Origin of the sequence: Caballeronia sp. ATUFL_F1_KS39 (assembly GCF_023630985.1) — a bacterium.
Classification (GTDB): Bacteria; Pseudomonadota; Gammaproteobacteria; order Burkholderiales; family Burkholderiaceae; genus Caballeronia; species Caballeronia zhejiangensis.
The window spans coordinates 1-21437 of sequence record NZ_JALQDZ010000022.1 but is presented as its reverse complement, the minus strand read 5'-3'; the positions used below and the strand labels follow the sequence as shown (position 1 = coordinate 21437).

At 61.7% G+C, this 21437-nt stretch carries 28 protein-coding genes and 1 tRNA gene; 28 read left to right on the top strand and 1 reads right to left on the bottom strand.

Annotated features, from left to right (window positions below):
* Positions 1–41: 41 nt before the first annotated feature.
* The 21 genes from NCR93_RS12360 (at position 42) to tatC (ending at position 14754) form a co-directional block, all read left to right on the top strand.
* Positions 42–671: an MlaC/ttg2D family ABC transporter substrate-binding protein gene (locus NCR93_RS12360; protein ID WP_008344118.1), complete on the top strand. Its 630-nt coding sequence runs from the start codon at positions 42–44 to the stop codon at positions 669–671.
* Positions 668–955 carry an STAS domain-containing protein gene (locus NCR93_RS12355; protein WP_081851876.1) on the top strand — a complete coding sequence of 96 codons (288 nt, stop codon included), beginning with the start codon at positions 668–670 and terminating at the stop codon, positions 953–955. Before NCR93_RS12360 ends, NCR93_RS12355 begins: the two co-directional genes overlap by 4 nt.
* A 198-nt stretch (positions 956–1153) precedes the next feature.
* Positions 1154–2080 carry an ABC transporter ATP-binding protein gene (locus NCR93_RS12350; RefSeq protein ID WP_008344124.1) on the top strand — a complete coding sequence of 309 codons (927 nt, stop codon included), beginning with the start codon at positions 1154–1156 and terminating at the stop codon, positions 2078–2080.
* Positions 2077–2832, top strand: a complete 756-nt coding sequence (locus tag NCR93_RS12345; protein ID WP_250478884.1) for an ABC transporter permease — start codon at positions 2077–2079, stop codon at positions 2830–2832. Before NCR93_RS12350 ends, NCR93_RS12345 begins: the two co-directional genes overlap by 4 nt.
* A 20-nt stretch (positions 2833–2852) precedes the next feature.
* Positions 2853–3092, top strand: coding sequence for a BolA family protein (locus tag NCR93_RS12340; RefSeq protein WP_008344127.1), 240 nt, complete (start codon positions 2853–2855; stop codon positions 3090–3092).
* Between the two features lie 151 nt (positions 3093–3243).
* Positions 3244–4515 (top strand): UDP-N-acetylglucosamine 1-carboxyvinyltransferase, encoded by a 1272-nt coding sequence (murA, locus tag NCR93_RS12335; RefSeq protein WP_008344128.1) that lies wholly within the window; start codon positions 3244–3246, stop codon positions 4513–4515.
* The gene (hisG, locus tag NCR93_RS12330; protein ID WP_034473124.1) at positions 4512–5204 is read left to right on the top strand and encodes an ATP phosphoribosyltransferase; all 693 of its coding nucleotides are present in this window, start codon (positions 4512–4514) and stop codon (positions 5202–5204) included. Before murA ends, hisG begins: the two co-directional genes overlap by 4 nt.
* A 46-nt stretch (positions 5205–5250) precedes the next feature.
* Positions 5251–6573 (top strand): histidinol dehydrogenase, encoded by a 1323-nt coding sequence (hisD, locus tag NCR93_RS12325; RefSeq protein WP_034473125.1) that lies wholly within the window; start codon positions 5251–5253, stop codon positions 6571–6573.
* 75 nt (positions 6574–6648) lie between these two features.
* Complete coding sequence (gene hisC / locus NCR93_RS12320; protein WP_034473126.1) at positions 6649–7725, top strand: histidinol-phosphate transaminase; 1077 nt, start codon at positions 6649–6651, stop codon at positions 7723–7725.
* A gap of 16 nt (positions 7726–7741) precedes the next feature.
* A complete protein-coding gene (hisB, locus tag NCR93_RS12315) occupies positions 7742–8329 on the top strand; it encodes an imidazoleglycerol-phosphate dehydratase HisB (RefSeq protein ID WP_008344136.1) in 588 nt (195 codons plus the stop codon).
* 41 nt (positions 8330–8370) lie between these two features.
* Positions 8371–8991: a YchE family NAAT transporter gene (locus NCR93_RS12310; RefSeq protein WP_008344137.1), complete on the top strand. Its 621-nt coding sequence runs from the start codon at positions 8371–8373 to the stop codon at positions 8989–8991.
* A complete protein-coding gene (gene hisH, locus NCR93_RS12305; protein WP_008344139.1) occupies positions 8988–9629 on the top strand; it encodes an imidazole glycerol phosphate synthase subunit HisH in 642 nt (213 codons plus the stop codon). The genes NCR93_RS12310 and hisH overlap by 4 nt, the downstream gene beginning before the upstream one ends.
* Before the next feature lie 152 nt (positions 9630–9781).
* On the top strand, positions 9782–10534 hold the full coding sequence (hisA, locus tag NCR93_RS12300) for a 1-(5-phosphoribosyl)-5-[(5-phosphoribosylamino)methylideneamino]imidazole-4-carboxamide isomerase (protein ID WP_008344140.1): 753 nt from the start codon (positions 9782–9784) through the stop codon (positions 10532–10534).
* 77 nt (positions 10535–10611) lie between these two features.
* Positions 10612–11385: an imidazole glycerol phosphate synthase subunit HisF gene (gene hisF, locus NCR93_RS12295; RefSeq protein WP_008344141.1), complete on the top strand. Its 774-nt coding sequence runs from the start codon at positions 10612–10614 to the stop codon at positions 11383–11385.
* Positions 11386–11401: 16 nt separating this feature from the next.
* Positions 11402–11794, top strand: a complete 393-nt coding sequence (gene hisI / locus NCR93_RS12290) for a phosphoribosyl-AMP cyclohydrolase (RefSeq protein WP_174447750.1) — start codon at positions 11402–11404, stop codon at positions 11792–11794.
* Positions 11791–12159, top strand: a complete 369-nt coding sequence (locus NCR93_RS12285) for a phosphoribosyl-ATP diphosphatase (RefSeq protein ID WP_008344143.1) — start codon at positions 11791–11793, stop codon at positions 12157–12159. The genes hisI and NCR93_RS12285 overlap by 4 nt, the downstream gene beginning before the upstream one ends.
* A 32-nt stretch (positions 12160–12191) precedes the next feature.
* Complete coding sequence (locus tag NCR93_RS12280; RefSeq protein ID WP_008344144.1) at positions 12192–12584, top strand: DUF4870 family protein; 393 nt, start codon at positions 12192–12194, stop codon at positions 12582–12584.
* Positions 12585–12614: 30 nt separating this feature from the next.
* Complete coding sequence (locus NCR93_RS12275; RefSeq protein WP_008344145.1) at positions 12615–12977, top strand: histidine triad nucleotide-binding protein; 363 nt, start codon at positions 12615–12617, stop codon at positions 12975–12977.
* Positions 12978–13132: 155 nt separating this feature from the next.
* Positions 13133–13369, top strand: a complete 237-nt coding sequence (gene tatA, locus NCR93_RS12270; RefSeq protein ID WP_008344146.1) for a Sec-independent protein translocase subunit TatA — start codon at positions 13133–13135, stop codon at positions 13367–13369.
* 36 nt (positions 13370–13405) lie between these two features.
* Complete coding sequence (gene tatB, locus NCR93_RS12265) at positions 13406–13933, top strand: Sec-independent protein translocase protein TatB (RefSeq protein ID WP_008344147.1); 528 nt, start codon at positions 13406–13408, stop codon at positions 13931–13933.
* A gap of 44 nt (positions 13934–13977) precedes the next feature.
* Positions 13978–14754 carry a twin-arginine translocase subunit TatC gene (gene tatC / locus NCR93_RS12260; protein ID WP_008344148.1) on the top strand — a complete coding sequence of 259 codons (777 nt, stop codon included), beginning with the start codon at positions 13978–13980 and terminating at the stop codon, positions 14752–14754.
* Between the two features lie 97 nt (positions 14755–14851).
* On the opposite strand, the gene NCR93_RS12255 is transcribed toward tatC, so the two are convergent.
* Positions 14852–16069 (bottom strand): S1C family serine protease, encoded by a 1218-nt coding sequence (locus tag NCR93_RS12255; protein WP_008344149.1) that lies wholly within the window; start codon positions 16067–16069, stop codon positions 14852–14854.
* Between the two features lie 20 nt (positions 16070–16089).
* Here NCR93_RS12255 and NCR93_RS12250 point away from each other — a divergent pair, with 20 nt between their 5' ends.
* From NCR93_RS12250 to NCR93_RS12220, 7 genes are all read left to right on the top strand, one after another.
* Positions 16090–16836 (top strand): Nif3-like dinuclear metal center hexameric protein, encoded by a 747-nt coding sequence (locus tag NCR93_RS12250; protein ID WP_008344150.1) that lies wholly within the window; start codon positions 16090–16092, stop codon positions 16834–16836.
* 218 nt (positions 16837–17054) lie between these two features.
* Positions 17055–17675: a ubiquinol-cytochrome c reductase iron-sulfur subunit gene (gene petA, locus NCR93_RS12245; protein ID WP_008344151.1), complete on the top strand. Its 621-nt coding sequence runs from the start codon at positions 17055–17057 to the stop codon at positions 17673–17675.
* Positions 17676–19058, top strand: coding sequence for a cytochrome b (locus NCR93_RS12240; protein WP_008344152.1), 1383 nt, complete (start codon positions 17676–17678; stop codon positions 19056–19058).
* A gap of 23 nt (positions 19059–19081) precedes the next feature.
* A complete protein-coding gene (locus tag NCR93_RS12235; RefSeq protein ID WP_008344153.1) occupies positions 19082–19837 on the top strand; it encodes a cytochrome c1 in 756 nt (251 codons plus the stop codon).
* A gap of 93 nt (positions 19838–19930) precedes the next feature.
* Positions 19931–20542 (top strand): glutathione S-transferase N-terminal domain-containing protein, encoded by a 612-nt coding sequence (locus tag NCR93_RS12230; RefSeq protein WP_008344155.1) that lies wholly within the window; start codon positions 19931–19933, stop codon positions 20540–20542.
* 62 nt (positions 20543–20604) lie between these two features.
* Positions 20605–21087, top strand: a complete 483-nt coding sequence (locus NCR93_RS12225) for a ClpXP protease specificity-enhancing factor (protein WP_008344157.1) — start codon at positions 20605–20607, stop codon at positions 21085–21087.
* Between the two features lie 18 nt (positions 21088–21105).
* Positions 21106–21181: transfer RNA gene (locus tag NCR93_RS12220), tRNA-Thr, on the top strand.
* The last annotated feature ends 256 nt before the right edge of the window (positions 21182–21437 follow it).

Below are 21437 nucleotides of genomic sequence, written 5' to 3'. Positions count from 1 at the left end.
GGCGCGCTCAAACCGGAGCATCTACTTTTGCAGGGTCCGTGATGAAAAAATTCTTGCTTCTCCCCATCTTCGCGATGTTCGTCGCGTTTTGTGGCACAGCGTCGGCGCAAAGCGTCGATACGAGCTCGCCCGACACGATGATCAAGACGGTCACGCAACAAGTCCTCGACGAAATCAAGTCGGACTCGAAGATCCGCTCGGGCGACATCAACAAGATCACCGAGCTCGTCAATCAAAAGATCCTGCCGTACACGGATTTCACGCGCACGACGCGTCTCGTGATGGGCCGCAACTGGAATTCGGCGACGCCCGAACAGCAGAAGCAGATCGTCGAGCAGTTCAAGATGCTCCTGATCCGCACGTATTCCGGCGCGCTCGCGCAAGTGCGCGACCAGACGGTTCAATACAAGCCGTTCCGCGCCAATCCGGACGACACCGACGTCGTGGTCCGCTCGGTCGTGATGAACAACGGCTCGCCGGTCGAGCTCGACTATCGCCTGTACAAGACGGCGCAAGGCTGGCGCGTGTACGACATCAACGTGCTCGGCGCGTGGCTGATCCAGGCGTATCAGCAGCAATTCAACGAGCAGATTTCGCGCAATGGCGTGAGCGGCTTGCTGCAGTTCCTGACGCAGCGTAACGAGCAACTCGCGAGCGGCAAGGCATCGTGAGCACGCCAGCCACAGGCGGCCGTTTTCAGACGGCCGCGACGCTGACCCACGAGAGCGCGAAGGCCGCGCTCGAAGCGGGTCTGTCGCGCATCGCTGCGGGCGCGACCGAAGTCGATTGCGCGCCGCTCACGCAGTTCGATTCTTCCGCGCTCGCCGTGCTGCTCGCATGGCAGCGCGCAGCCACCGCGCGCGGCGCCGCGCTCGGCGTCGTCAATCTTCCTTCCGGGCTCGTCAGTCTTGCGCGAGCCTATGGCGTCGATACGCTCCTCTCGTTCCGACATTGATCCTGTTCTGACTCCGCGCAGAAGCGGCGGCGCTGCGTCGCCGCAATCAGGATCGCTCCGAAGTCGGCTCCAACGGCTTTGCCCTATAATCAAACGTTTTTTTCGCAGCCGCTCCCGGCCCTTTTTGTCTGAGGAAGGGAACGTCAGTCGAAAGTCCGCACAATCGAGGCGCGGCCGCACGAGGCGCGCGCACTGTCCATGTCAGCCATAGAAATCCGAAACGTCAGGAAGCGCTACAAGGATCTCCAGGCGCTCAAAGGCGTGAGCCTCACGGTGGAAGAGGGCGAGTTCTTCGGCTTGCTCGGCCCCAACGGTGCGGGCAAAACCACGTTGATCAGCATTCTGGCCGGTCTGGCGCGCGCCGATAGCGGCACGATCTCCGTGCGTGGCCACGATGTCGTCAGCGACTTCCGGGCCGCGCGCCGTGCGCTCGGCGTCGTGCCGCAGGAACTGGTGTTCGATCCGTTCTTCACCGTGCGCGAGTCGTTGCGCATCCAGTCGGGCTATTTCGGCTTGCGCAACAACGACGACTGGATCGACGAGGTCATGGCCAATCTCGATCTCACCGAGAAAGCCGACGTCAACACGCGCGCCCTCTCCGGCGGGATGAAGCGCCGCGTGCTCGTGGCGCAGGCGCTCGTGCATCGGCCGCCGGTGATCGTGCTCGACGAGCCCACCGCCGGCGTCGATGTCGAACTGCGTCAGACACTCTGGAAATTCATCTCGCGCCTGAATCGCGAGGGCCACACGATCGTCCTGACGACGCACTATCTCGAAGAAGCCGAGTCGCTGTGTCATCGGCTCGCGATGCTTCGTCGCGGCGAAGTCGTCGCCCTCGAACGCACGAGCACGCTGCTGCAGCGCTTTTCAGGCATGCAACTGTATCTGCGTCTGTCGAACGGCGCGTTGCCGGCGGACTTGCGCGCGCTCGAAGTCGATCCGCACGCGGTGATGGGCGCGCAACATCTGCTGCGTCTCGCGAGCTATGACGACGTCGAGCCGATTCTCGCGAAATGCCGCGCGGCCGGCTGCACGTTCGATGAAATCGAAGTGCGCAAGGCGGATCTGGAAGACGTGTTCGTGCAGGTGATGAACGAGCCGGAAGTGGTCGAGGGACTTTCATGAGCGGCTTCCAGACGTTGTTCTACAAGGAGCTGCTGCGCTTCTGGAAGGTTTCGTTTCAGACGGTCCTCGCGCCGATCGTGACGGCGCTTCTGTACCTGACGATCTTCGGTCATGCGCTTTCCGGCCGCGTCGAGGTGTATCCCGGCGTCGGTTATACGAGTTTTCTCGTGCCCGGCCTCGTGATGATGAGCGTGCTGCAGAACGCGTTCGCGAACAGTTCGTCGTCGCTGATCCAGTCGAAGATCACCGGCAATCTGGTGTTCGTGCTGCTGCCGCCGATCGCGCATTGGGAGATGTTCTTTGCGTATGTGCTGGCGTCGGTCGTGCGCGGCCTGTGCGTCGGCTTCGGCGTGTTCGTCGTGACGATATGGTTCATCCCGATGTCGTTTTCCGCGCCGCTCTACATCATTGCGTTCGCGATCCTCGGTTCGGGCATTCTCGGCACGCTGGGTCTGATCGCGGGCATCTGGGCCGACAAGTTCGACCAGCTGGCCGCGTTCCAGAACTTCCTCATCATGCCGCTCACGTTTCTTTCAGGCGTGTTCTACTCGACACATACGCTGCCGCCCGTGTGGCGCGCGGTGTCGCATCTGAACCCGTTTTTCTACATGATCGACGGCTTTCGCTATGGCTTCTTCGGCCTGTCCGACGTGAATCCGTTGATGAGCCTCGGCATCGTCGGCGGATTTTTGGCCCTGCTGGCGTTGATCGCCGTGCGACTGCTCGCGAGCGGCTACAAGCTGCGTCACTAATTCTCAAGGAGACTTCCACCATGTTGCCGACTCCGGAGCAGGTGAAGGATTACATCGCCAAAGGCCTCGCTTGCCAGCATTTGGAAGTGGAGGGCGACGGCCAGCATTTTTTCGCGACCATCGTGAGCGACGCGTTCGTCGGCAAGCGGCTGATCGCGCGTCATCAACTGGTTTATGCGGCGCTCGGCGAGCGCATGAAACAGGAGATTCATGCACTCAGCATGAAGACCCTGACCCCCGACGAGTGGAAATCGGCCTGAGTCCACCCGGCGAAGCCAAATCAGGTCATACGACTCAACACACGTAACACCGGCATCACCGGAAAGACAAAGGCAGTAAAGAGTGCGATTCATTCAAGACAACGGCGGCGCTGAAAAGGGCACCGCAGGCAGCTCGGTCGAAGGACAAGCCATGGATAAACTGGTCATCACGGGAGGCGCGAAGCTCTCCGGCGAAATCACCGTTTCGGGTGCGAAGAACGCGGCGCTGCCGATTCTTTGCGCAAGCCTTCTCACCGCCGACGACGTCCATCTGTCGAACGTGCCGAATCTTCAGGACGTTCGCACGATGGTCAAGCTGTTGCGCCAGATGGGCGTACAGTCCGAAGTGTCCGGCGACGGGCGCGTGAACCTCAACGCGTCGAAGGTCGACAAGCTCGTCGCGCCGTACGAAATGGTCAAGACGATGCGCGCGTCGATTCTCGTGCTCGGTCCGCTCGTCGCGCGCTTCGGCGAAGCGAAGGTGTCGCTGCCCGGCGGCTGCGCGATCGGCGCGCGTCCGGTCGATCAGCACATCAAGGGCCTGCAGGCGATGGGCGCCGAGATCAACATCGAGCACGGCTTCATCGAAGCGCGCGCGAAGCGTCTGAAGGGCGCGCGCATCATCACCGACATGATCACCGTCACCGGCACCGAGAACCTGCTAATGGCGGCGGTGCTGGCCGACGGCGAGACGGTCATCGAGAACGCCGCGCGCGAACCCGAAGTGAGCGACCTCGCGCATCTGCTCGTGAAGATGGGCGCGAAGATCGACGGCATCGGCACCGACCGTCTCGTGATTCAGGGCGTCGACAAGCTGCACGGCGCGAAGCACGACGTCGTGCCGGACCGCATTGAAGCGGGCACGTTCCTGTGCGCGGTCGCGGCCGCGGGCGGCGACGTCACGCTGCGTCGCGTGAGCTCGCATCTGCTCGACGCCGTGACGGCGAAGCTGCGCGAAGCCGGCGTGACGATCGAGGAAGGCGACGACTGGATGCGCGTGCGTATGGGCAAGCGCGCCGAAGCGGTGAATATCCGCACGTCCGAATACCCGGCGTTCCCGACCGACATGCAGGCGCAGTTCATGGCGCTCAACACGATCGCGAAGGGCACGTCGCAAGTCGTCGAGACGATCTTCGAGAACCGCTTCATGCACGTTCAGGAGCTGAATCGTCTGGGCGCGAGCATCACCATCGACGGCAACACGGCGCTCATCGCCGGCGTCGAGAAGCTGTCCGGCGCGAAGGTCATGGCGACCGATCTGCGCGCGTCGGCGAGTCTCGTGATCGCGGCGATGTGCGCGGACGGCGAAACGCTGATCGACCGCATCTACCATCTGGATCGCGGCTACGACCGCATGGAATCGAAGCTGACGGCGGTCGGCGCGAACGTGCGCCGCATCAAGGGCAGCGGGAGCGAGCAATGAGTTCGCTGCCGCAGACGTCGTCGTCGGTGCAGCCGAGCGCGACCCTCACGCTCGCGTTGTCGAAAGGGCGTATCTTCGAGGAGACGCTGCCGCTGCTCGCCGCCGCGGGCGTGCAGGTGGCCGAAGATCCGGAAAGCTCGCGCAAACTGATCCTTCCGACGACGAATCCGAATCTGCGCGTGATCATCGTGCGCGCGACCGATGTGCCGACTTACGTCGAGTACGGCGCGGCCGATTTCGGCGTCGCGGGTAAGGACGTGCTGATCGAGCACGGCGGCAGCGGCCTGTATCAGCCGGTCGATCTCGATATCGCGCGCTGCCGTATGTCGGTGGCCGTGAAGAACGGGTTCGACTATGCGAGCGCGGTGCGCCAGGGCGCGCGTCTGAAGGTCGCGACGAAGTACACGGAGACCGCGCGTCAGCATTTCGCGGCGAAGGGCGTGCACGTCGATCTGATCAAGCTGTACGGATCGATGGAACTCGCGCCGCTCGTCGGCCTGGCCGATGCGATCGTCGATCTGGTCAGCTCGGGCGGCACGCTGCGGGCGAACAATCTCGTCGAAGTCGAAGAGATCATGCAGATTTCCTCGCGCCTCGTCGTGAATCAGGCGGCGCTGAAGCTGAAGCGCGCGGCGCTCAAGCCGTTCCTCGACGCGTTCGAGCGCGCGACGGTCAGCAAGGGAAATTAGGCGGGCCGCACGACGCGGCGCGCCAACAGCAAAACGGAAAACCAGCATGTCTATCAAGATTCGCAAACTCGATTCCAGCGCCGACGGTTTCCAGAAGGCGCTGCGTGCGGTCCTCGCGTTCGAAGCGAGCGAGGATGAGGCGATCGAGCGCTCGGTCGCGCAGATTCTCGCGGACGTGAAGGCGCGCGGCGACGAAGCCGTGCTCGAATACACCAACAAGTTCGATCGTCTGAAGGCGGACAGCGTCGCGGCGCTCGAACTGCCGCTCTCGGAGATGGAAGCCGCGCTCGAAGGGCTCGGACCGAAGCGCCGCGCGGCGCTCGAAGCGGCGGCGGCGCGCGTGCGCGGCTATCACGAGAAGCAGCGCATCGAATGCGGCAGCCATAGCTGGCACTACACCGAAGCCGACGGCACCGTGCTCGGCCAGAAGGTCACGCCGCTCGATCGCGCGGGCATCTATGTGCCGGGCGGCAAGGCGGCGTATCCGTCGTCCGTGCTGATGAACGCGATTCCGGCGCGCGTGGCGGGCGTGAAGGAAATCGTGATGGTCGTGCCGACGCCCGATGGCGTGAAAAATCCGCTGGTGCTCGCGGCGGCGCTGCTCGGCGGCGTGGATCGCGTGTTCACGATCGGCGGCGCGCAAGCGGTGGCCGCGCTCGCGTACGGCACGCAAAGCGTGCCTGCCGTCGACAAGATTTGCGGTCCGGGTAACGCGTATGTCGCGTCGGCGAAGCGGCGCGTGTTCGGTACGGTCGGCATCGACATGATCGCGGGGCCGTCCGAAATTCTCGTGATCTGCGACGCCACCACCGATCCGCGCTGGGTCGCGATGGACCTCTTCTCGCAGGCCGAGCACGACGAGCTCGCGCAATCCATTCTGCTGTGCCCGGACGACGACTTCATCCAGCGCGTGGAAGACGCGATCGTCGAGCTGCTGCCGGCGATGCCGCGTCGCGACGTCATCCAGCGCTCGCTCGAAGATCGCGGCGCGCTCATCAAGGTGAAGGACATGGCCGAGGCGTGCGCGATCGCCAACGATATCGCGCCGGAGCATCTTGAGATTTCCGCGCTCGATCCGCATCAGTGGGCCGCGCAAATTCACAACGCAGGCGCGATGTTCCTCGGCCGCTACACGAGCGAAAGCCTCGGCGATTACTGCGCGGGCCCGAACCACGTATTGCCGACGTCGCGCACCGCGCGCTTCTCGTCGCCGCTCGGCGTCTACGACTTCATGAAGCGTTCGAGCGTGATCGAAGTGAGCGCGGACGGCGCGCAGACGCTCGGCGAAATCGCGGCGGAACTGGCGTACGGCGAAGGCCTGCAGGCGCACGCGAAGAGCGCCGAATACCGGATGAAAAAAGTCGGCTGAAGCGAAAACCGGCCCGAATGAACGAGGCGGCCTGAGAGCCGCCACCCGAACCGGCGAGAGAGACGCCGGGAAAACATGACGACATCACAAGACATCATCCGACCCGACGTCCTCGCGATGACGAGCTATCCCGTGCCCGATGCCACGGGCCTCATCAAGCTCGACGCGATGGAAAATCCCTACACGCTGCCCGTCGACCTCGCCAAAGCATTGGGCGAGCATCTCGCGGGCGTCGCGCTGAACCGTTATCCCGCGCCGCGTCCGGCGGAATTGCTCGCCAAGATCAAGCGCACGATGAACGTGCCCGACGCCTGCGACGTGCTGCTCGGCAACGGTTCGGACGAGCTCATCAGCATGATGTCGGTCGCGTGCTCGAAGCCGGGCGCGAAGGTCGTCGCGCCGGTGCCGGGCTTCGTGATGTACGAAATGTCGGCGAAATTCGCGCATCTCGAGTTCATCGGTGTGCCGCTGAAGGCCGACTTCACGCTCGACGCCGACGCGCTCGTCGCCGCCATCGATGAGCACGCGCCGGCGCTCGTCTATCTGGCGTATCCGAACAACCCGACCGGCACGCTCTACGACGACGCCGACATCGAACGCGTGATCGCCGCGTCGAAGAAGAGTCTCGTCGTGATCGACGAGGCGTATCAGCCGTTCGCCGAAAAAAGCTGGATGCCGCGCGCGGCGGAGTTCGACAACGTCGTCGTGATGCGGACTGTCTCGAAGCTCGGGCTCGCGGGCATCCGTCTCGGCTACATGGCGGGCCGGCCCTCGTGGATCACGCAGTTCGACAAAGTGCGCCCGCCGTACAACATCAACGTGCTGACGCAGGCCACGGCCGATTTCCTGCTCGATCACGTCGACGTGCTCGACGCTCAAGCGGCCGAACTGCGCGCGCAACGCACGAAACTCGCACGCGAAGTGGCGGCGCTGCCCGGCATGACGGTATTCCCGAGCGCGGGCAATTTCCTGCTCGTGCGCGTTCCGGACGCCGCCGTTGCTTTCGAAACCCTTCTGACTTCGCGGGTTTTGGTAAAAAACGTGGGTAAAATGCACCCATTGCTGGCTAACTGCGTGCGTTTGACGGTCGGCTCTGCCGAAGAAAACGCGCAAATGGTCGCCGCGCTCAAGAAGCTCCCCACTCTCGATTAAGTCTCAAGGAATCACCATGCGTATTGCGGAAGTCGTTCGCAACACCAGCGAAACGCAGATCCGTGTGAAGCTCGATCTGGACGGCACCGGCAAGCAGAAGCTCGCCACCGGCGTCCCGTTCCTCGATCACATGCTCGACCAGATTGCCCGTCACGGGCTCATCGATCTCGACATCGAAGCGCATGGCGACCTCCATATCGACGATCACCATACGGTAGAAGACACCGGCATCACGCTCGGAATGGCCATCGCGAAGGCCATCGGCGACCGCAAGGGCATTCGCCGTTACGGGCATTCGTACGTACCGCTCGACGAAGCGCTGTCGCGCGTCGTCATCGATTTTTCGGGGCGTCCGGGGCTCGAGTTCCATGTGCCGTTCACGCGCGCGCGCATCGGCACGTTCGACGTCGATCTGACCATCGAATTCTTCCGCGGATTCGTGAATCACGCCGGCGTGACGCTGCATATCGACAACCTGCGCGGCATCAACGCGCATCATCAGGTCGAAACCGTGTTCAAGGCGTTCGGCCGCGCGCTGCGCATGGCGTGCGAAGTCGACGAGCGCGCGGCGGGGCAGATTCCGTCCACCAAAGGCAGTCTCTAAGCCGACTGACCGGTTCGGCGCGTTGCTGCGCCGGAAAAAAGATGGATTTGTTCAAGTCGTTTATCTCATTGCTCGCGCTGATCAACCCGATCGGCGCGATACCGTTTTTTCTCAGCCTGACCTCGCAGCAATCCGATCTCGAAAGACGCAACACGATTCGCGTCGCTTCGATTTCAGTCTTCTGCGTGATCGCGGTGACGGCGCTGCTCGGCCAGCAGATCATCGCGTTCTTCGGGATTTCGGTCGGGTCGTTCGAAGTGGGCGGCGGCATCATCATGCTGCTCATGGCGATCAGCATGTTGAACGCGCAGGTCGGCAATGCGCGTTCGACGCCGGAAGAACGCATGGAAGCCGAGGAGCGCAATAGCATCGCGGTCGTGCCGCTCGCGATTCCGCTGCTCACCGGTCCCGGCTCGATCAGCACGGTGATCGTCTATGCTGCGAATGCGCAACACTGGTACGACCGCTTCGGGCTCGTCGTGCTGGGCGCGATCATCGCGGGGCTGTGCTTCGGCGCGCTGAATCTCGCCGAGCCGATCGCGCGCGTCGTCGGGCGCACGGGAATCAACATCGGCACGCGTCTCATGGGTTTGATGTTGTCCGCATTGGCGGTGGAGTTCATCGTCGACGGGTTGAAGGCCTTGATGCCATCTTTGAAATGAATACTTCGATTGCGATTGTTGATTACGGAATGGGCAACCTGCGCTCGGTCTACCAGGCGCTGAAGAAGGCTGCACCCGAAGCGAACGTGGCGATCGTCGATCAGCCGCAAGGCATTCACGCGGCGGATCGCGTCGTGCTGCCGGGCCAGGGCGCGATGCGCGACTGCATGGGGCATCTCGCCGAATCCGGTTTGCAGGAAGCGGTGATGCAGGCGGCGCGCGAAAAGCCGATGCTCGGCGTGTGCGTCGGCGAGCAGATGCTCTTCGACTGGAGCGAGGAAGGCGACACGAAGGGCCTCGGTCTTCTGCCCGGCAAGGTCGTGCGCTTCCAGCTCGACGGTCTGCTGCAGGACGACGGCTCGCGCTTCAAGGTGCCGCAAATGGGCTGGAATCGCGTGCGTCAGACACAGGCGCATCCGGTCTGGGACGGCGTCGCGGACGGCGCGTTCTTCTACTTCGTCCACAGCTACTACGTGGTGCCGGACAATCCGGCTCACACATCCGGCGAAACCGTGTACGGCAGCGCGTTCACGTCGGCGGTTGCGCGCGACAATATCTTCGCGACCCAATTCCACCCCGAAAAGAGCGCGGACGCAGGATTGCGTCTCTATCGCAATTTCGTGCACTGGAACCCGTGAAATACCGTGCCCGCTAGCGTTTTCGCCTATTACTACGGGCGCATGACCGTTGCAAGACTTGTACTACACTAGCGAGACGGCCCGCGGCACAGGCACGAAAGACCGCACGCGCGCCGTTTTGATCAACTTCACCCAGAAAATACGCGATACCTATGCTGCTCATTCCGGCCATCGATCTTAAGGACGGTCAGTGCGTGCGCCTCAAGCAGGGCGATATGGACCAGGCGACCATTTTTTCAGAGGATCCGGCGGCCATGGCCCGACATTGGGTCGATCGCGGCGCACGGCGATTGCATCTGGTCGATCTGAACGGCGCGTTCGCCGGCAAGCCCAGAAACGGCGACGCGATCCGCGCGATCCTCGATGAAGTCGGCAGCGAGATTCCCGTGCAGTTGGGCGGCGGCATCCGCGATCTGGAAACCATCGAGCGCTATCTGGACGACGGCCTGTCGTACATCATCATCGGCACGGCGGCGGTGAAGAATCCGGGCTTCCTGCAGGACGCGTGCAGCGCGTTCGGGGGACACATCATCGTCGGGCTGGACGCGAAGGACGGCAAGGTCGCGACGGACGGCTGGAGCAAGCTCACCGGTCACGAGGTCGTCGATCTCGGCCGCAAGTTCGAAGACTACGGCTGCGAATCGATCATCTACACGGACATCGGTCGCGACGGCATGCTTCAGGGCCTCAACCTCGAAGCGACGGTGCGTCTCGCGCGGGCGGTGAAGATTCCGGTGATTGCGAGCGGCGGGCTGTCGAGCATCGCGGACATCGAATCGCTCTGCGAAGTCGAGGACGAAGGCATCGAAGGCGTGATCTGCGGCCGCGCGATCTACTCCGGCGATCTCGATTTCAAGGCCGCCCAGACCCGCGCCGACGCGCTGCGCGAGGCCGACGGCGCCTGATACGCCCGAGCGCGAGCACATCTGAGCAGCACTCCGGGCGGCCGCGGCGCCGCCCTTACTCCGTAAGTGGCAAGAACATGGCTCTCGCAAAACGCATCATTCCCTGTCTCGACGTGACCGCCGGCCGCGTCGTGAAGGGCGTCAATTTCGTCGAACTGCGCGACGCGGGCGATCCCGTCGAAATCGCGCGGCGTTACGACGATCAGGGCGCCGACGAACTCACGTTCCTCGATATCACCGCGACTTCCGATCAACGCGATCTCATTCTGCCGATCATCGAATCGGTGGCGTCGCAGGTGTTCATTCCGCTGACGGTCGGCGGCGGCGTGCGCGCGGTCGAAGACGTGCGGCGTCTGCTCAACGCGGGCGCGGACAAGATCAGCATGAATTCGTCGGCGGTCGCGAATCCGCAACTCGTGCGCGACGCGTCGGACAAGCACGGCTCGCAGTGCATCGTCGTCGCGATCGATGCGAAACGCGTGTCGGCCGAAGGCGAAACGCCGCGCTGGGAAGTCTTTACGCACGGCGGCCGCAAGGCGACGGGCATCGACGCGATCGAATGGGCGCGCAAGATGGCCGAATTCGGCGCGGGCGAAATCCTGCTCACCAGCATGGATCGTGACGGCACCAAAGCCGGCTTCGATCTCGCGTTGACGCGCGCCGTGTCGGACGCGGTGCCGGTGCCGGTGATCGCGTCGGGCGGCGTCGGATCGTTGCAGCATCTGGCGGATGGCATCGTCGAAGGTCACGCGGACGCGGTGCTTGCCGCGAGCATCTTCCACTACGGCGAGCACACCGTCGGCGAAGCGAAGCGCTTCATGGCCGATCACGGCATTTCGGTGAGGACTTGAAACCGTGAGCGATCAGATGATCTGGCTCGACAAAGTCAAGTGGGACGCGAACGGCCTCGTGCCGGTGATCGCGCAGGAAGCATCGACCAACGACGTGCTCATGTTCGCGTGGATGAATCGCGAGGCGCTCGCAAAGACCATCGAACTGAAGCGCGCGGTGTATTTCTCGCGCTCGCGGCAGCGCCTGTGGTTCAAGGGAGAAGAGTCGGGCCACGTTCAGCACGTTCACGACGTGCGCCTCGATTGCGACGAAGACGTGGTGCTGCTCAAGGTCGAGCAGGTTTCGGGCATCGCGTGCCACACCGGCCGCCATTCCTGTTTTTTCCAGAAATTCGAAGGCACGGCGGAGAACGGCGAGTGGGTCGCCGTCGAGCCGGTCCTGAAAGACCCAGAAAGCATCTACAAATGACGCAAGCCAATACGCTGGACACGCTGCTGCGCCTCGCCTCGGTCATCGACAGTCGCAAGGGCGGCGATCCGGAACAATCCTACGTTTCCCGACTCTTTCACAAGGGCGACGATGCGGTCCTGAAGAAGATCGGCGAGGAAGCGACGGAAGTCGTGCTTGCCGCGAAGGACGCCCGTCATGGCGGCGCGCCGAAGGCGCTCGTCGGCGAAGTCGCCGATCTGTGGTTTCATTGTCTCGTCATGCTGTCCCATTTCGATCTGAGCCCCGCCGACGTGGTCGCGGAACTGGAACGTCGCGAAGGTCTGTCGGGAATCGAGGAAAAGGCGCTGCGCAAGTCGCGCGAGCGTGAGCAGAACGGCGGCTGACGAGCGTCTGGCATCAGCGAAGGAGGGCACGAATGAACCGGCAATATGAACCCTATCCGCCGCCCGTCGTTCAGAACGCGAACGATCCCGAACGCCTGCGCAACATGCGCACGTTCACGCATGTTCTGTACGGCTTGTACGCCGTCTATTGGCTGACCGGCGGTCTCACGGGACTGGTCGCGATCATCCTCAACTACATCAAGCGCGGCGATGCGGCGGGCACGCCGTACGAAGATCACTTCACCTGGCAGATCCGCACCTTCTGGTGGGCGGTGCTGGGCCACGTGATCGGTTTCGCGACGATCTGGATCGGCATCGGCTTTCTGATTCTCGGTGCGGTCAGCATCTGGACGCTTTATCGCATCATCAAAGGCTGGCTGTTTCTCTACGAGAACAAGCCGATCGAACCGCGCGCGTGGTTTTGATCACATCCGTCAACGAAATCCGGCAACTCAATGAGTCAAGACAACTGCATTTTCTGCAAGATCGCTTCCGGGCAACTGCCGAGCACGAAGGTCTATGAGGACGATGAGTTCGTCGCCTTCAACGACATCAATCCTGCCGCGCCGGTGCACGTGCTGGTCATTCCGCGCAAACATATTGAAACACTTTCCCACTGCACAGAAAGTGACAGTCCGCTACTTGGTAGAATGGTGAGTCTCGTCGGACGGTTGGCGAAAGATCTGGGTGTCTCCTACACGGGAGGCGACACCGGCTTTCGAACGGTAATCAATACCGGTCCGGGCGGCGGGCAAGAGGTGTATCACATCCACGCGCATTTGCTGGCCGGCGAGCGCCCGTGGCGCCGAATGGGGTAATGCTGCAATCTTTGTTTGCATTCTCCTTTCCAATGAAATATTGGGCGAGCAAAATCGATAGTTGAGCCGAGGCGACGTGCCTCGGCCGGGGCCGCCAGGCCGATCTTCCGTCATCGGTACCCAAATCGGGGCGGAATCACGGAGAGTTTTCATTCATGGGTTCGTTAAGCATTTGGCATTGGTTGATCGTTCTGCTGATCGTAGCGCTCGTGTTCGGCACGAAGAAGCTGCGCAATATCGGCGGCGATCTGGGCGGCGCGGTGAAGGGCTTCAAGGAAGGCATGCGCGAGGGCGACACGCCGGCGAATTCGGCCGATCAGCGCGAACTGCCGCGTAACGGCGCCGTGGACGTCGAGGCGAAAGACAAGTCGCGCTCGGGCGACTATCGCTGATCCGTCTGCCGACGGTAACTCTCCACTTTTCGTTCAATGCTCGATCTCGGTCTGACCAAAATGGCGGTCATCGGCGTCGTGGCGCTGGTGGTCCTCGGGCCGGAGCGCCTGCCCGGCGTCGCACGTACGGCGGGGGCGCTCTTCGGGCGCGCGCAGCGCTATATCAACGACGTCAAATCGGAAGTCGCGCGCGAGATGGAACTCGATGAGCTGAAGAAAATGCGGACCGAGTTCGAAAACGCGGCGTCGAATGTCGAATCGACGATTCACGACACGTTGAAGCGCCACGAATCCGAGCTGAACGATGCCTGGAAAGACGGCACGTCGGTCGCGCCGAGCATCGCTGGCGGCGCTGATTCAGCGGACAGCGCCGCGTCGGACAAGCCCTGGGCCGCTACGTCTTCATCGACGTCGACCCGGCGCAAGAACTGGCGCGTGAAGCAGGCGGCGATTCCCAACTGGTACAAGCGCACGACCTCGCGTCGCACGCGGGTTCAATCGGGCGCGGCGCGCGTCGCTCGCCACACGCCCGCCACCCTGCGCCGGCAGACGAAGTTCTTCTGAGCGTGCCGCGATTCCTTCATCGATGATTTCTACCGAGGGCCGGCGTGAGCGACCCGCAACACACTAAAGAAGAGCCCGTCGAAGAGACGTTCATTTCGCATCTGGTCGAATTGCGCGACCGCATCATCCGCGCGGGCGCATCGGTCATCGTCGTGTTCATCGCGCTTGTGTATTGGGCGCCGGACATCTTCAAGCTGCTGGCGCGTCCGCTGATGCAGAACCTGCCCGCGGACGGCAAGATGATCGTCACGGACGTCACCGGCTCGTTCTTCGTGCCGATGAAAGTCACGATGCTCGTCGCCTTCGTGATCGCGCTGCCCTTCGTGCTGTATCAGGTCTGGGCGTTCGTCGCGCCGGGTTTGTATCAGCATGAAAAGAAGCTCGTCGGGCCGCTCGTTTTCAGCAGCTATACGCTTTTTCTGTGCGGCATGGCGTTCGCGTACTTCGTCGTGTTCCCGACCATCTTCCGCGTGATGGCGCACTACAACGCGCCGCTCGGCGCGGAGATGACCACGGATATCGACAATTACCTGAGCTTCGTGCTGACGATGTTCATCGCGTTCGGCGTGACGTTCGAGGTGCCGATCGTCGTCGTGCTGCTTGCGCGCATGGGCGTCGTGTCGATTCAAAAGCTCAAGCAGATTCGTCCTTACGTGATCGTCGGCGCGTTCATCATTTCCGCGGTCGTCACGCCGCCCGACGTTTTCTCGCAACTCATTCTCGCGATTCCCCTCGTCATTCTTTATGAAGCGGGGATCATCGCGGCGCGGCTCGTCGTCGGCAAGGAACAGGTCAAGAACGAGGAGCCGGCGGCGGAGTAAGGTGCGGCGTATTGTCGCGCCAGAGCGAGTGTTCGAGATAAGAAAAAGGCAGCTTCGAGCCATCGAAGCTGCCTTTTCGTTTTACGGACGTCGCGTTTTACTCGTCGCCCTGATCGCCTTGATCGTCATCCGGCATTTGCGGTGCGCGCGGCGGCGCGGGGCGCTTGCCGATCATCACGTTGAGATCCAGTTCCTTGTTCTTGCGCATCAGATGGACCTTCACCGACGTGCCCGGCTTGATCTGCGCGACGACGTTGAGCAGGCGCGTCGTGTCGGTGATCGTGTCGTCGTTGATCGACACGAGGATATCGCCCGGCTTGATGCCCGCCTTGTCCGCCGGGCCGCCCTGCAGCACGCCCGCGACAATCGCGCCGGACTTCTGATCCAGCCCGAACGATTCGGCGATCTCCGGCGTCACGTCCTGCGGTTCGACGCCGATCCAGCCGCGCGTCACGCTGCCCGTCGTGATGATGCTTTCCAGCACGCTGCGCGCGGTCGACACGGGAATCGCGAAGCCGATGCCGAGCGAGCCGCCGCTGCGCGAATAGATCGCCGTGTTGATGCCCAGCAGGTTGCCGTTCACGTCGACCAGCGCACCGCCCGAATTGCCGGGGTTGATGGCGGCGTCGGTCTGGATGAAGTTCTCGAACGTGTTGATGCCGAGGTGATTGCGCCCGAGCGCGCTGACGATGCCCATCGTGACCGTCTGGCCGACGCCGAACGGATTGCCGATCGCGAGCACGACATCGCCGACGCGCGTCTGATCCATTCGCCCGAGCGTGATGGTCGGCAGGTTGGTCATGTTGATCTTCAGCACGGCGAGGTCGGTTTCCGGATCGACGCCGATCACTTTCGCGCTGGACGTGCGACCATCGGCGAGCGCGACTTCGATTTGATCCGCCCCGTCGACGACATGCTGGTTCGTTAGAATGTAACCTTCCGAGCTGACGATGACACCGGAGCCGAGATTCGACGCGGGCGGCTCGTCGCTCTTGCGCTTGTTCTTGTCGCCGAAGAAGTAGCGGAACAGCGGGTCTTTCGCGCGCGGGTCGGGCGGCAGATTGCCGTCCTTGCTGGAGAACACGTTCACGACGGCCGGCATCGCCTTTTGCGCGCCTTCCGAAAAGGACGACTGAACGGGGCGCGAGCCGATGCTCGGCGCCACTTCCTGCAACGCGACGATCGGCTCGGCAAGCTGCTTGCCGAATTGACCCTGACGTTGAAGCCACTGCGGCTTCAAGGTCGCGATGATGAACATCAGGGCCAAAAGCACGGTGACCGCTTGGGCAAAAAATAGCCAGAAGCGTCTAAGCATTTGAAGGGATAGAGGAATTCATGGATCGGATCGAACTCGAATTGTATCTGAACAATCTGCTGGAAATCGGCCGCTTCAAGGACTATTGCCCGAACGGTCTGCAGGTTGAAGGCGCGCGCCGCGTGCAGAAGATCGCAACCGGCGTGACCGCCTCGCAAGCCTTTCTCGAAGCCGCGCTGGAGTGGGGCGCGGACACGGTGCTCGTGCATCACGGCTACTTCTGGCGCAATGAGGCGCCGCAGATCACCGGGCGCAAGCATCGAAGATTGCGCACGCTGATTGCCAACGACATCAATCTCTTCGCCTATCATCTTCCGCTCGACTCGCATCCGGAACTCGGCAACAACGCGCAGATCGGCGCACGCCTCGGACTGATCGCGGACGCGCGCTTCGCGAATCAGGATCTCGGCTGGATCGCGACGCTCGGCATGCCGCTCCCGCTCGAGCACTTCAGCGCGATGGTCGAGAACGCGCTCGGCAGGAAGCCGCTCGTGTTCGGCGACACAGACAAGGAATTGCGCCGCGTGGCGTGGTGCACGGGCGGCGCACAAGGTTACTTCGAAGAGGCCATCGCGGCGGGCGCGGACGTGTATCTGAGCGGCGAAGTCTCGGAGCAAACCATGCATATCGCGGCGGAATCGGGCGTGGCGTACATCGCGGCCGGGCATCACGCGACGGAGCGCTATGGCGTGCAGGCCGTGGGCGCGCATCTGTCCGAGCAATTCGATATCGAGCATCTTTTTATCGATATCGATAATCCGGTTTAATGACCGATTAAGCTGTGGGCGCGATTATCTGCGCTTGCGGTTGCCTTAAATGAACGCTTCACGATGTTGCGCGAAAAACGTGGGGAAAACCCTGAAGCATCAATCACTTCGAGTGATTTTTGCTAGTCAGCCCTTGTAAATGCCAACTCCATTCGCGCACACTAACGGCGGAACAACTGATGTGACGGTATAAATCCAACTCAGAAGTGGGGCGTGTGATGCGAGACAAGGATGAAAAACGCGTCGACGGCGGCCGCCGTACCTGGCTGATTGCGACGACCGCAGCAGGTGGTTTCGGAGCAGTGGCAACCGTAGTTCCCTTTGTAGGTTCGTTTGCTCCATCGGAGAAGGCCAAGGCGGCGGGCGCGCCAGTCGAGGTCGATATCAGCGGACTGAAGCCGGGCGACATGATGACCGTCGCCTGGCGCGGCAAGCCGGTGTGGATCGTGAATCGCACCGACGAAATGCTGGCCGACGTCAAGAAGGCCGACAACGAAGTAGCCGACCCGAAGTCGAAGATGGAATTCTCGATGCCGTTGCCGGAGTACTGCAACAACGAGTATCGTTCGCGCGCGGATCACAAGAACATTTTCGTGGCGGTTGCCGTGTGCACGCATCTGGGCTGCACGCCGACGCCGCGTTTCACCGAGGGTCCCCAACCCAATCTCCCCGATAACTGGCCGGGCGGCTTCCTTTGCCCGTGCCACGGCTCGACCTATGACATGGCCGGCCGCGTCTTCAAGAACAAGCCCGCGCCGCAGAACCTGGACATTCCACCGTTCATGTTCACTTCCGCGACGCAACTCGTGATCGGCAAGGACGAAAAGGGAGAGGCGTAAATGGCGACCGCAGACAAGGAAGTAGAGACAACGGGCCTGACCGGTTGGATCGATCGCCGGTTTCCACTGACCTCGACCTGGAAGAAACACGTATCCGAGTATTACGCGCCGAAGAACTTCAACTTCTGGTACTTCTTCGGCTCGCTCGCGTTGCTGGTGCTGGTGAATCAGATCGTCACCGGTATTTTCCTCACGATGAACTACAAGCCCGATGCGACGCTCGCGTTCGCCTCGGTCGAGTACATCATGCGCGAGGTGCCGTGGGGCTGGCTCATTCGCTACATGCATTCGACGGGCGCGTCGATGTTCTTCGTCGTCGTGTATCTGCACATGTTCCGCGGGCTGATGTACGGGTCGTATCGCAAGCCGCGCGAACTCGTGTGGATCTTCGGTTGCGCGATCTTCCTGTGCCTCATGGCCGAAGCGTTCTTCGGCTATCTGCTGCCGTGGGGGCAGATGTCGTTCTGGGGCGCGCAGGTGATCGTCAACCTGTTCTCGGCGATTCCGTTCATCGGTCCGGATCTGTCGCTGTGGATTCGCGGCGATTACGTCGTTTCCGATGTCACGCTGAACCGCTTCTTCGCGTTCCATGTCATCGCGATTCCGCTTGTGCTGATCGGACTCGTGGTCGCGCACCTCGTCGCGCTGCACGAAGTCGGCTCGAATAATCCGGACGGCGTCGAGATCAAGGCGAAGAAGGACGCGAACGGCATTCCGCTCGACGGCATTCCGTTTCATCCGTACTACTCGGTGCACGACTTCATGGGCGTGTGCGTGTTCCTGCTGATCTTCGCGGCGATCATCTTTTTCGCGCCGGAAATGGGCGGCTATTTCCTCGAAGCCAACAACTTCGTGCCGGCCAATCCGTTGCAGACGCCGCCGGAAATCGCGCCGGTGTGGTACTTCACCGCGTTCTACGCGATGCTTCGCGCGACGACCGATCCGTTCAAGATCGTGCTGATGATCGTGATCGCGCTGCTCGGCGTGCTCGCGCTCGTCAAGGCGCGCGGGAAATGGAAGCTCGGCCTGCCGGTGCTCGCCGCGGTGGTGCTGGTTTTCATGGCGCTGACGGAATCGAAGTTCTGGGGCGTCGTCGTGATGGGCACGGCGGTCGTGTCGCTGTTCTTCCTGCCCTGGCTGGACCGCAGTCCGGTGAAGTCGATTCGCTATCGGCCGCTCTTTCACAAGGTCTTCTACGCGATATTCGTGTTCGCGTTCCTGATGCTCGGCTTCCTGGGCACGCGACCGCCATCGCCGGCCGCGACGCTGATCGCGCAGATCTGCGCGCTGATCTACTTCGCGTTCTTCCTCGGCATGCCTTTCTGGACGCCGCGCGGCAAATTCAAGACGCCGCCTGAGCGAGTGCACTACAAACCTCACTGAGCGCACGTCCGGAGACGAATACGATGAAAAAATGGCTCTCTACAATAGCGATGATCGGTGCGGCGATGCTCTCGTTCTGCGCACCGCCGGCGTTCGCGCAGGAAGAAGCGGTGCTCGATCGGGCGCCCGACAGTTCGGACAATCTCGCGTCCTTGCAGCACGGCGCACAAGTTTTTGTAAACTACTGCCTGAATTGCCACAGCGCGACGTTGATGCGGTACAACCGGCTGACCGATATCGGCATCAGCGAGAAGCAGATTCGAGAGAATCTGCTCTTTACTACGGACAAGGTCGGCAACACGATGTCGATCGCGATGCGCCCGGAAGATGCGAAAGCGTGGTTCGGTGCGTCGCCGCCGGATCTGTCCGTCGAAGCGCGGGCGCGCGGCAGGGACTGGCTCTACACGTACCTGCGGAGTTTCTATCACGATCCGACGCGGCCGACCGGCTGGAATAATCGCGTCTACGAAAACGTCGGCATGCCGCACGTGCTTTGGACGCTCCAAGGCGTCCGGGACGCGAAATTCGAGACCGATACGGACGAAAAGACGGGCGAAAAGGTACGAAGATTCGTCGGTTACACTCAGGTTACACCTGGTGCCATGTCGTCCGTGGATTATGATTCAACTGTGGCCGATCTCGTTTCGTACATGTCGTGGATGGCGGAACCCGCGCAGCAGACGCGCAAGCGGCTCGGCGTCTGGGTTTTGCTGTTCCTGGCGTTCTTGAGCTTCCTCGCGTGGCGCCTGAACGCGGCATACTGGAAAGATATCAAATAGCGCGCCTTCGAAGGCGTGGGTCGGCGCGACGGCGTTTTCCGCGAGGAAACGCCGCGGCCGGCCCTTCGAGTTTACTGAAGGAACTTTAAAAACATGATGGTTCTGTATTCCGGCACTACTTGCCCCTTCTCCCAGCGCTGCCGGCTGGTGTTGTTCGAAAAGGGCATGGATTTCGAGATTCGCGACGTTGACCTGTTCAACAAGCCGGAAGACATCGCGGTGATGAACCCTTACGGACAGGTCCCGATCCTCGTCGAGCGCGACCTGATCCTGTACGAGTCGAATATCATTAACGAATATATCGACGAGCGTTTCCCGCATCCGCAACTCATGCCGGCCGATCCGGTGCAGCGCGCCCGCGCACGCCTGTTCCTGCTGAACTTCGAAAAGGAACTGTTCGTTCACGTCGGCACGCTGGAAAACGAAAAGGGCAAGGCCGCCGAGAAGAATCACGAGAAGGCGCGCAGCGCGATCCGCGATCGCCTCACGCAGCTCGCCCCGATCTTCCTGAAGAACAAGTACATGCTGGGAGAGGAGTTCTCGATGCTCGACGTCGCGATTGCGCCGCTGCTGTGGCGTCTGGATCACTACGGCATCGAACTGTCGAAGAACGCAGCACCGTTGATGAAGTACGCCGAGCGGATTTTCAGCCGTCCGGCCTATATTGAAGCGCTGACGCCTTCCGAAAAGGTGATGCGTCGATAGTTTGAGTGCGTTGGGACGCGGCGGCGCGCGTTGCGCGGCCGCATTCCGACAGAGGAAAGTTGATGCAAGAGATTTCCACCAAGCCGTATTTGTTGCGCGCACTGTACGAATGGTGCACGGACAATGGTTTTACGCCTCACATCGCCGTTCGGGTCGATGCGGCTACGCGCGTGCCGCGCCAGTTCGTCCGCAACGACGAGATCGTGTTGAACATCAGTTTCGAGGCGACGAGCCAGTTGCAGATGGGCAACGAGTGGATCGAGTTCAGCGCGCGTTTCTCCGGCAAGTCACACAAGATCGAAGTGCAGGTCGCGAACGTGCTCGCTATCTACGCACGCGAGAACGGACAGGGGATGGCGTTCCCGGTCGAGCAGTCGCATTCCGGCTCGGATTTGACGAGCGCTCCCGTGGGCGCGCGATCGGCCGAGCGCGATACGCGGCAGATCGAGGAACCCGCAGACACCGCGCCGAAAGAGGATGCGCAAACTGCAGCGGATGACGATTCGAAATCGCCTGCGAGGTCTCACCTCAAAGTCGTTAAATGAAGTAGAATTCCGTGCTTCGCCGGCTTAGCTCATCTGGTAGAGCAGTTGATTTGTAATCATCAGGTGGCGGGTTCGAGTCCTGCAGCCGGCACCAAGACTTATGTCGACGGGTCGTGCGATGTCCGCACGACCCGTTTGCTTTGAGTCGGGAAGACGAGTAGGTCGAATCGATAAGAAACGTTTCAAAAACTTGTTGACACGAACCGAAGCGTTCTTCATAATTTCGTTTCTCTGCTGCTGATGCAGCGGCGCAAGACGGAAGTTGAAGTAAGACTTGTCTTGCGATGTGCTCTTTAAAAACTAACAGCCGATAAGTGTGGGCGCTTGATGGCGAGTGCGGCTGGTTCTTC

What these genes read in the sequence shown, in the direction of transcription:
- NCR93_RS12360 (WP_008344118.1), top strand. Translation starts at nt 42, where the DNA reads ATGAAAAAATTCTTGCTTCTCCCCATCTTCGCGATGTTCGTCGCGTTT.
- NCR93_RS12350 (WP_008344124.1), top strand. Translation starts at nt 1,154, where the DNA reads ATGTCAGCCATAGAAATCCGAAACGTCAGGAAGCGCTACAAGGATCTC.
- NCR93_RS12345 (WP_250478884.1), top strand. Translation starts at nt 2,077, where the DNA reads ATGAGCGGCTTCCAGACGTTGTTCTACAAGGAGCTGCTGCGCTTCTGG.
- NCR93_RS12340 (WP_008344127.1), top strand. Translation starts at nt 2,853, where the DNA reads ATGTTGCCGACTCCGGAGCAGGTGAAGGATTACATCGCCAAAGGCCTC.
- murA (WP_008344128.1), top strand. Translation starts at nt 3,244, where the DNA reads ATGGATAAACTGGTCATCACGGGAGGCGCGAAGCTCTCCGGCGAAATC.
- hisG (WP_034473124.1), top strand. Translation starts at nt 4,512, where the DNA reads ATGAGTTCGCTGCCGCAGACGTCGTCGTCGGTGCAGCCGAGCGCGACC.
- hisD (WP_034473125.1), top strand. Translation starts at nt 5,251, where the DNA reads ATGTCTATCAAGATTCGCAAACTCGATTCCAGCGCCGACGGTTTCCAG.
- hisC (WP_034473126.1), top strand. Translation starts at nt 6,649, where the DNA reads ATGACGACATCACAAGACATCATCCGACCCGACGTCCTCGCGATGACG.
- hisB (WP_008344136.1), top strand. Translation starts at nt 7,742, where the DNA reads ATGCGTATTGCGGAAGTCGTTCGCAACACCAGCGAAACGCAGATCCGT.
- NCR93_RS12310 (WP_008344137.1), top strand. Translation starts at nt 8,371, where the DNA reads ATGGATTTGTTCAAGTCGTTTATCTCATTGCTCGCGCTGATCAACCCG.
- hisH (WP_008344139.1), top strand. Translation starts at nt 8,988, where the DNA reads ATGAATACTTCGATTGCGATTGTTGATTACGGAATGGGCAACCTGCGC.
- hisA (WP_008344140.1), top strand. Translation starts at nt 9,782, where the DNA reads ATGCTGCTCATTCCGGCCATCGATCTTAAGGACGGTCAGTGCGTGCGC.
- hisF (WP_008344141.1), top strand. Translation starts at nt 10,612, where the DNA reads ATGGCTCTCGCAAAACGCATCATTCCCTGTCTCGACGTGACCGCCGGC.
- hisI (WP_174447750.1), top strand. Translation starts at nt 11,402, where the DNA reads ATGATCTGGCTCGACAAAGTCAAGTGGGACGCGAACGGCCTCGTGCCG.
- NCR93_RS12285 (WP_008344143.1), top strand. Translation starts at nt 11,791, where the DNA reads ATGACGCAAGCCAATACGCTGGACACGCTGCTGCGCCTCGCCTCGGTC.
- NCR93_RS12280 (WP_008344144.1), top strand. Translation starts at nt 12,192, where the DNA reads ATGAACCGGCAATATGAACCCTATCCGCCGCCCGTCGTTCAGAACGCG.
- NCR93_RS12275 (WP_008344145.1), top strand. Translation starts at nt 12,615, where the DNA reads ATGAGTCAAGACAACTGCATTTTCTGCAAGATCGCTTCCGGGCAACTG.
- tatA (WP_008344146.1), top strand. Translation starts at nt 13,133, where the DNA reads ATGGGTTCGTTAAGCATTTGGCATTGGTTGATCGTTCTGCTGATCGTA.
- tatB (WP_008344147.1), top strand. Translation starts at nt 13,406, where the DNA reads ATGCTCGATCTCGGTCTGACCAAAATGGCGGTCATCGGCGTCGTGGCG.
- NCR93_RS12255 (WP_008344149.1), bottom strand. Translation starts at nt 16,069, where the DNA reads ATGCTTAGACGCTTCTGGCTATTTTTTGCCCAAGCGGTCACCGTGCTT.
- NCR93_RS12250 (WP_008344150.1), top strand. Translation starts at nt 16,090, where the DNA reads ATGGATCGGATCGAACTCGAATTGTATCTGAACAATCTGCTGGAAATC.
- petA (WP_008344151.1), top strand. Translation starts at nt 17,055, where the DNA reads ATGCGAGACAAGGATGAAAAACGCGTCGACGGCGGCCGCCGTACCTGG.
- NCR93_RS12240 (WP_008344152.1), top strand. Translation starts at nt 17,676, where the DNA reads ATGGCGACCGCAGACAAGGAAGTAGAGACAACGGGCCTGACCGGTTGG.
- NCR93_RS12235 (WP_008344153.1), top strand. Translation starts at nt 19,082, where the DNA reads ATGAAAAAATGGCTCTCTACAATAGCGATGATCGGTGCGGCGATGCTC.
- NCR93_RS12230 (WP_008344155.1), top strand. Translation starts at nt 19,931, where the DNA reads ATGATGGTTCTGTATTCCGGCACTACTTGCCCCTTCTCCCAGCGCTGC.
- NCR93_RS12225 (WP_008344157.1), top strand. Translation starts at nt 20,605, where the DNA reads ATGCAAGAGATTTCCACCAAGCCGTATTTGTTGCGCGCACTGTACGAA.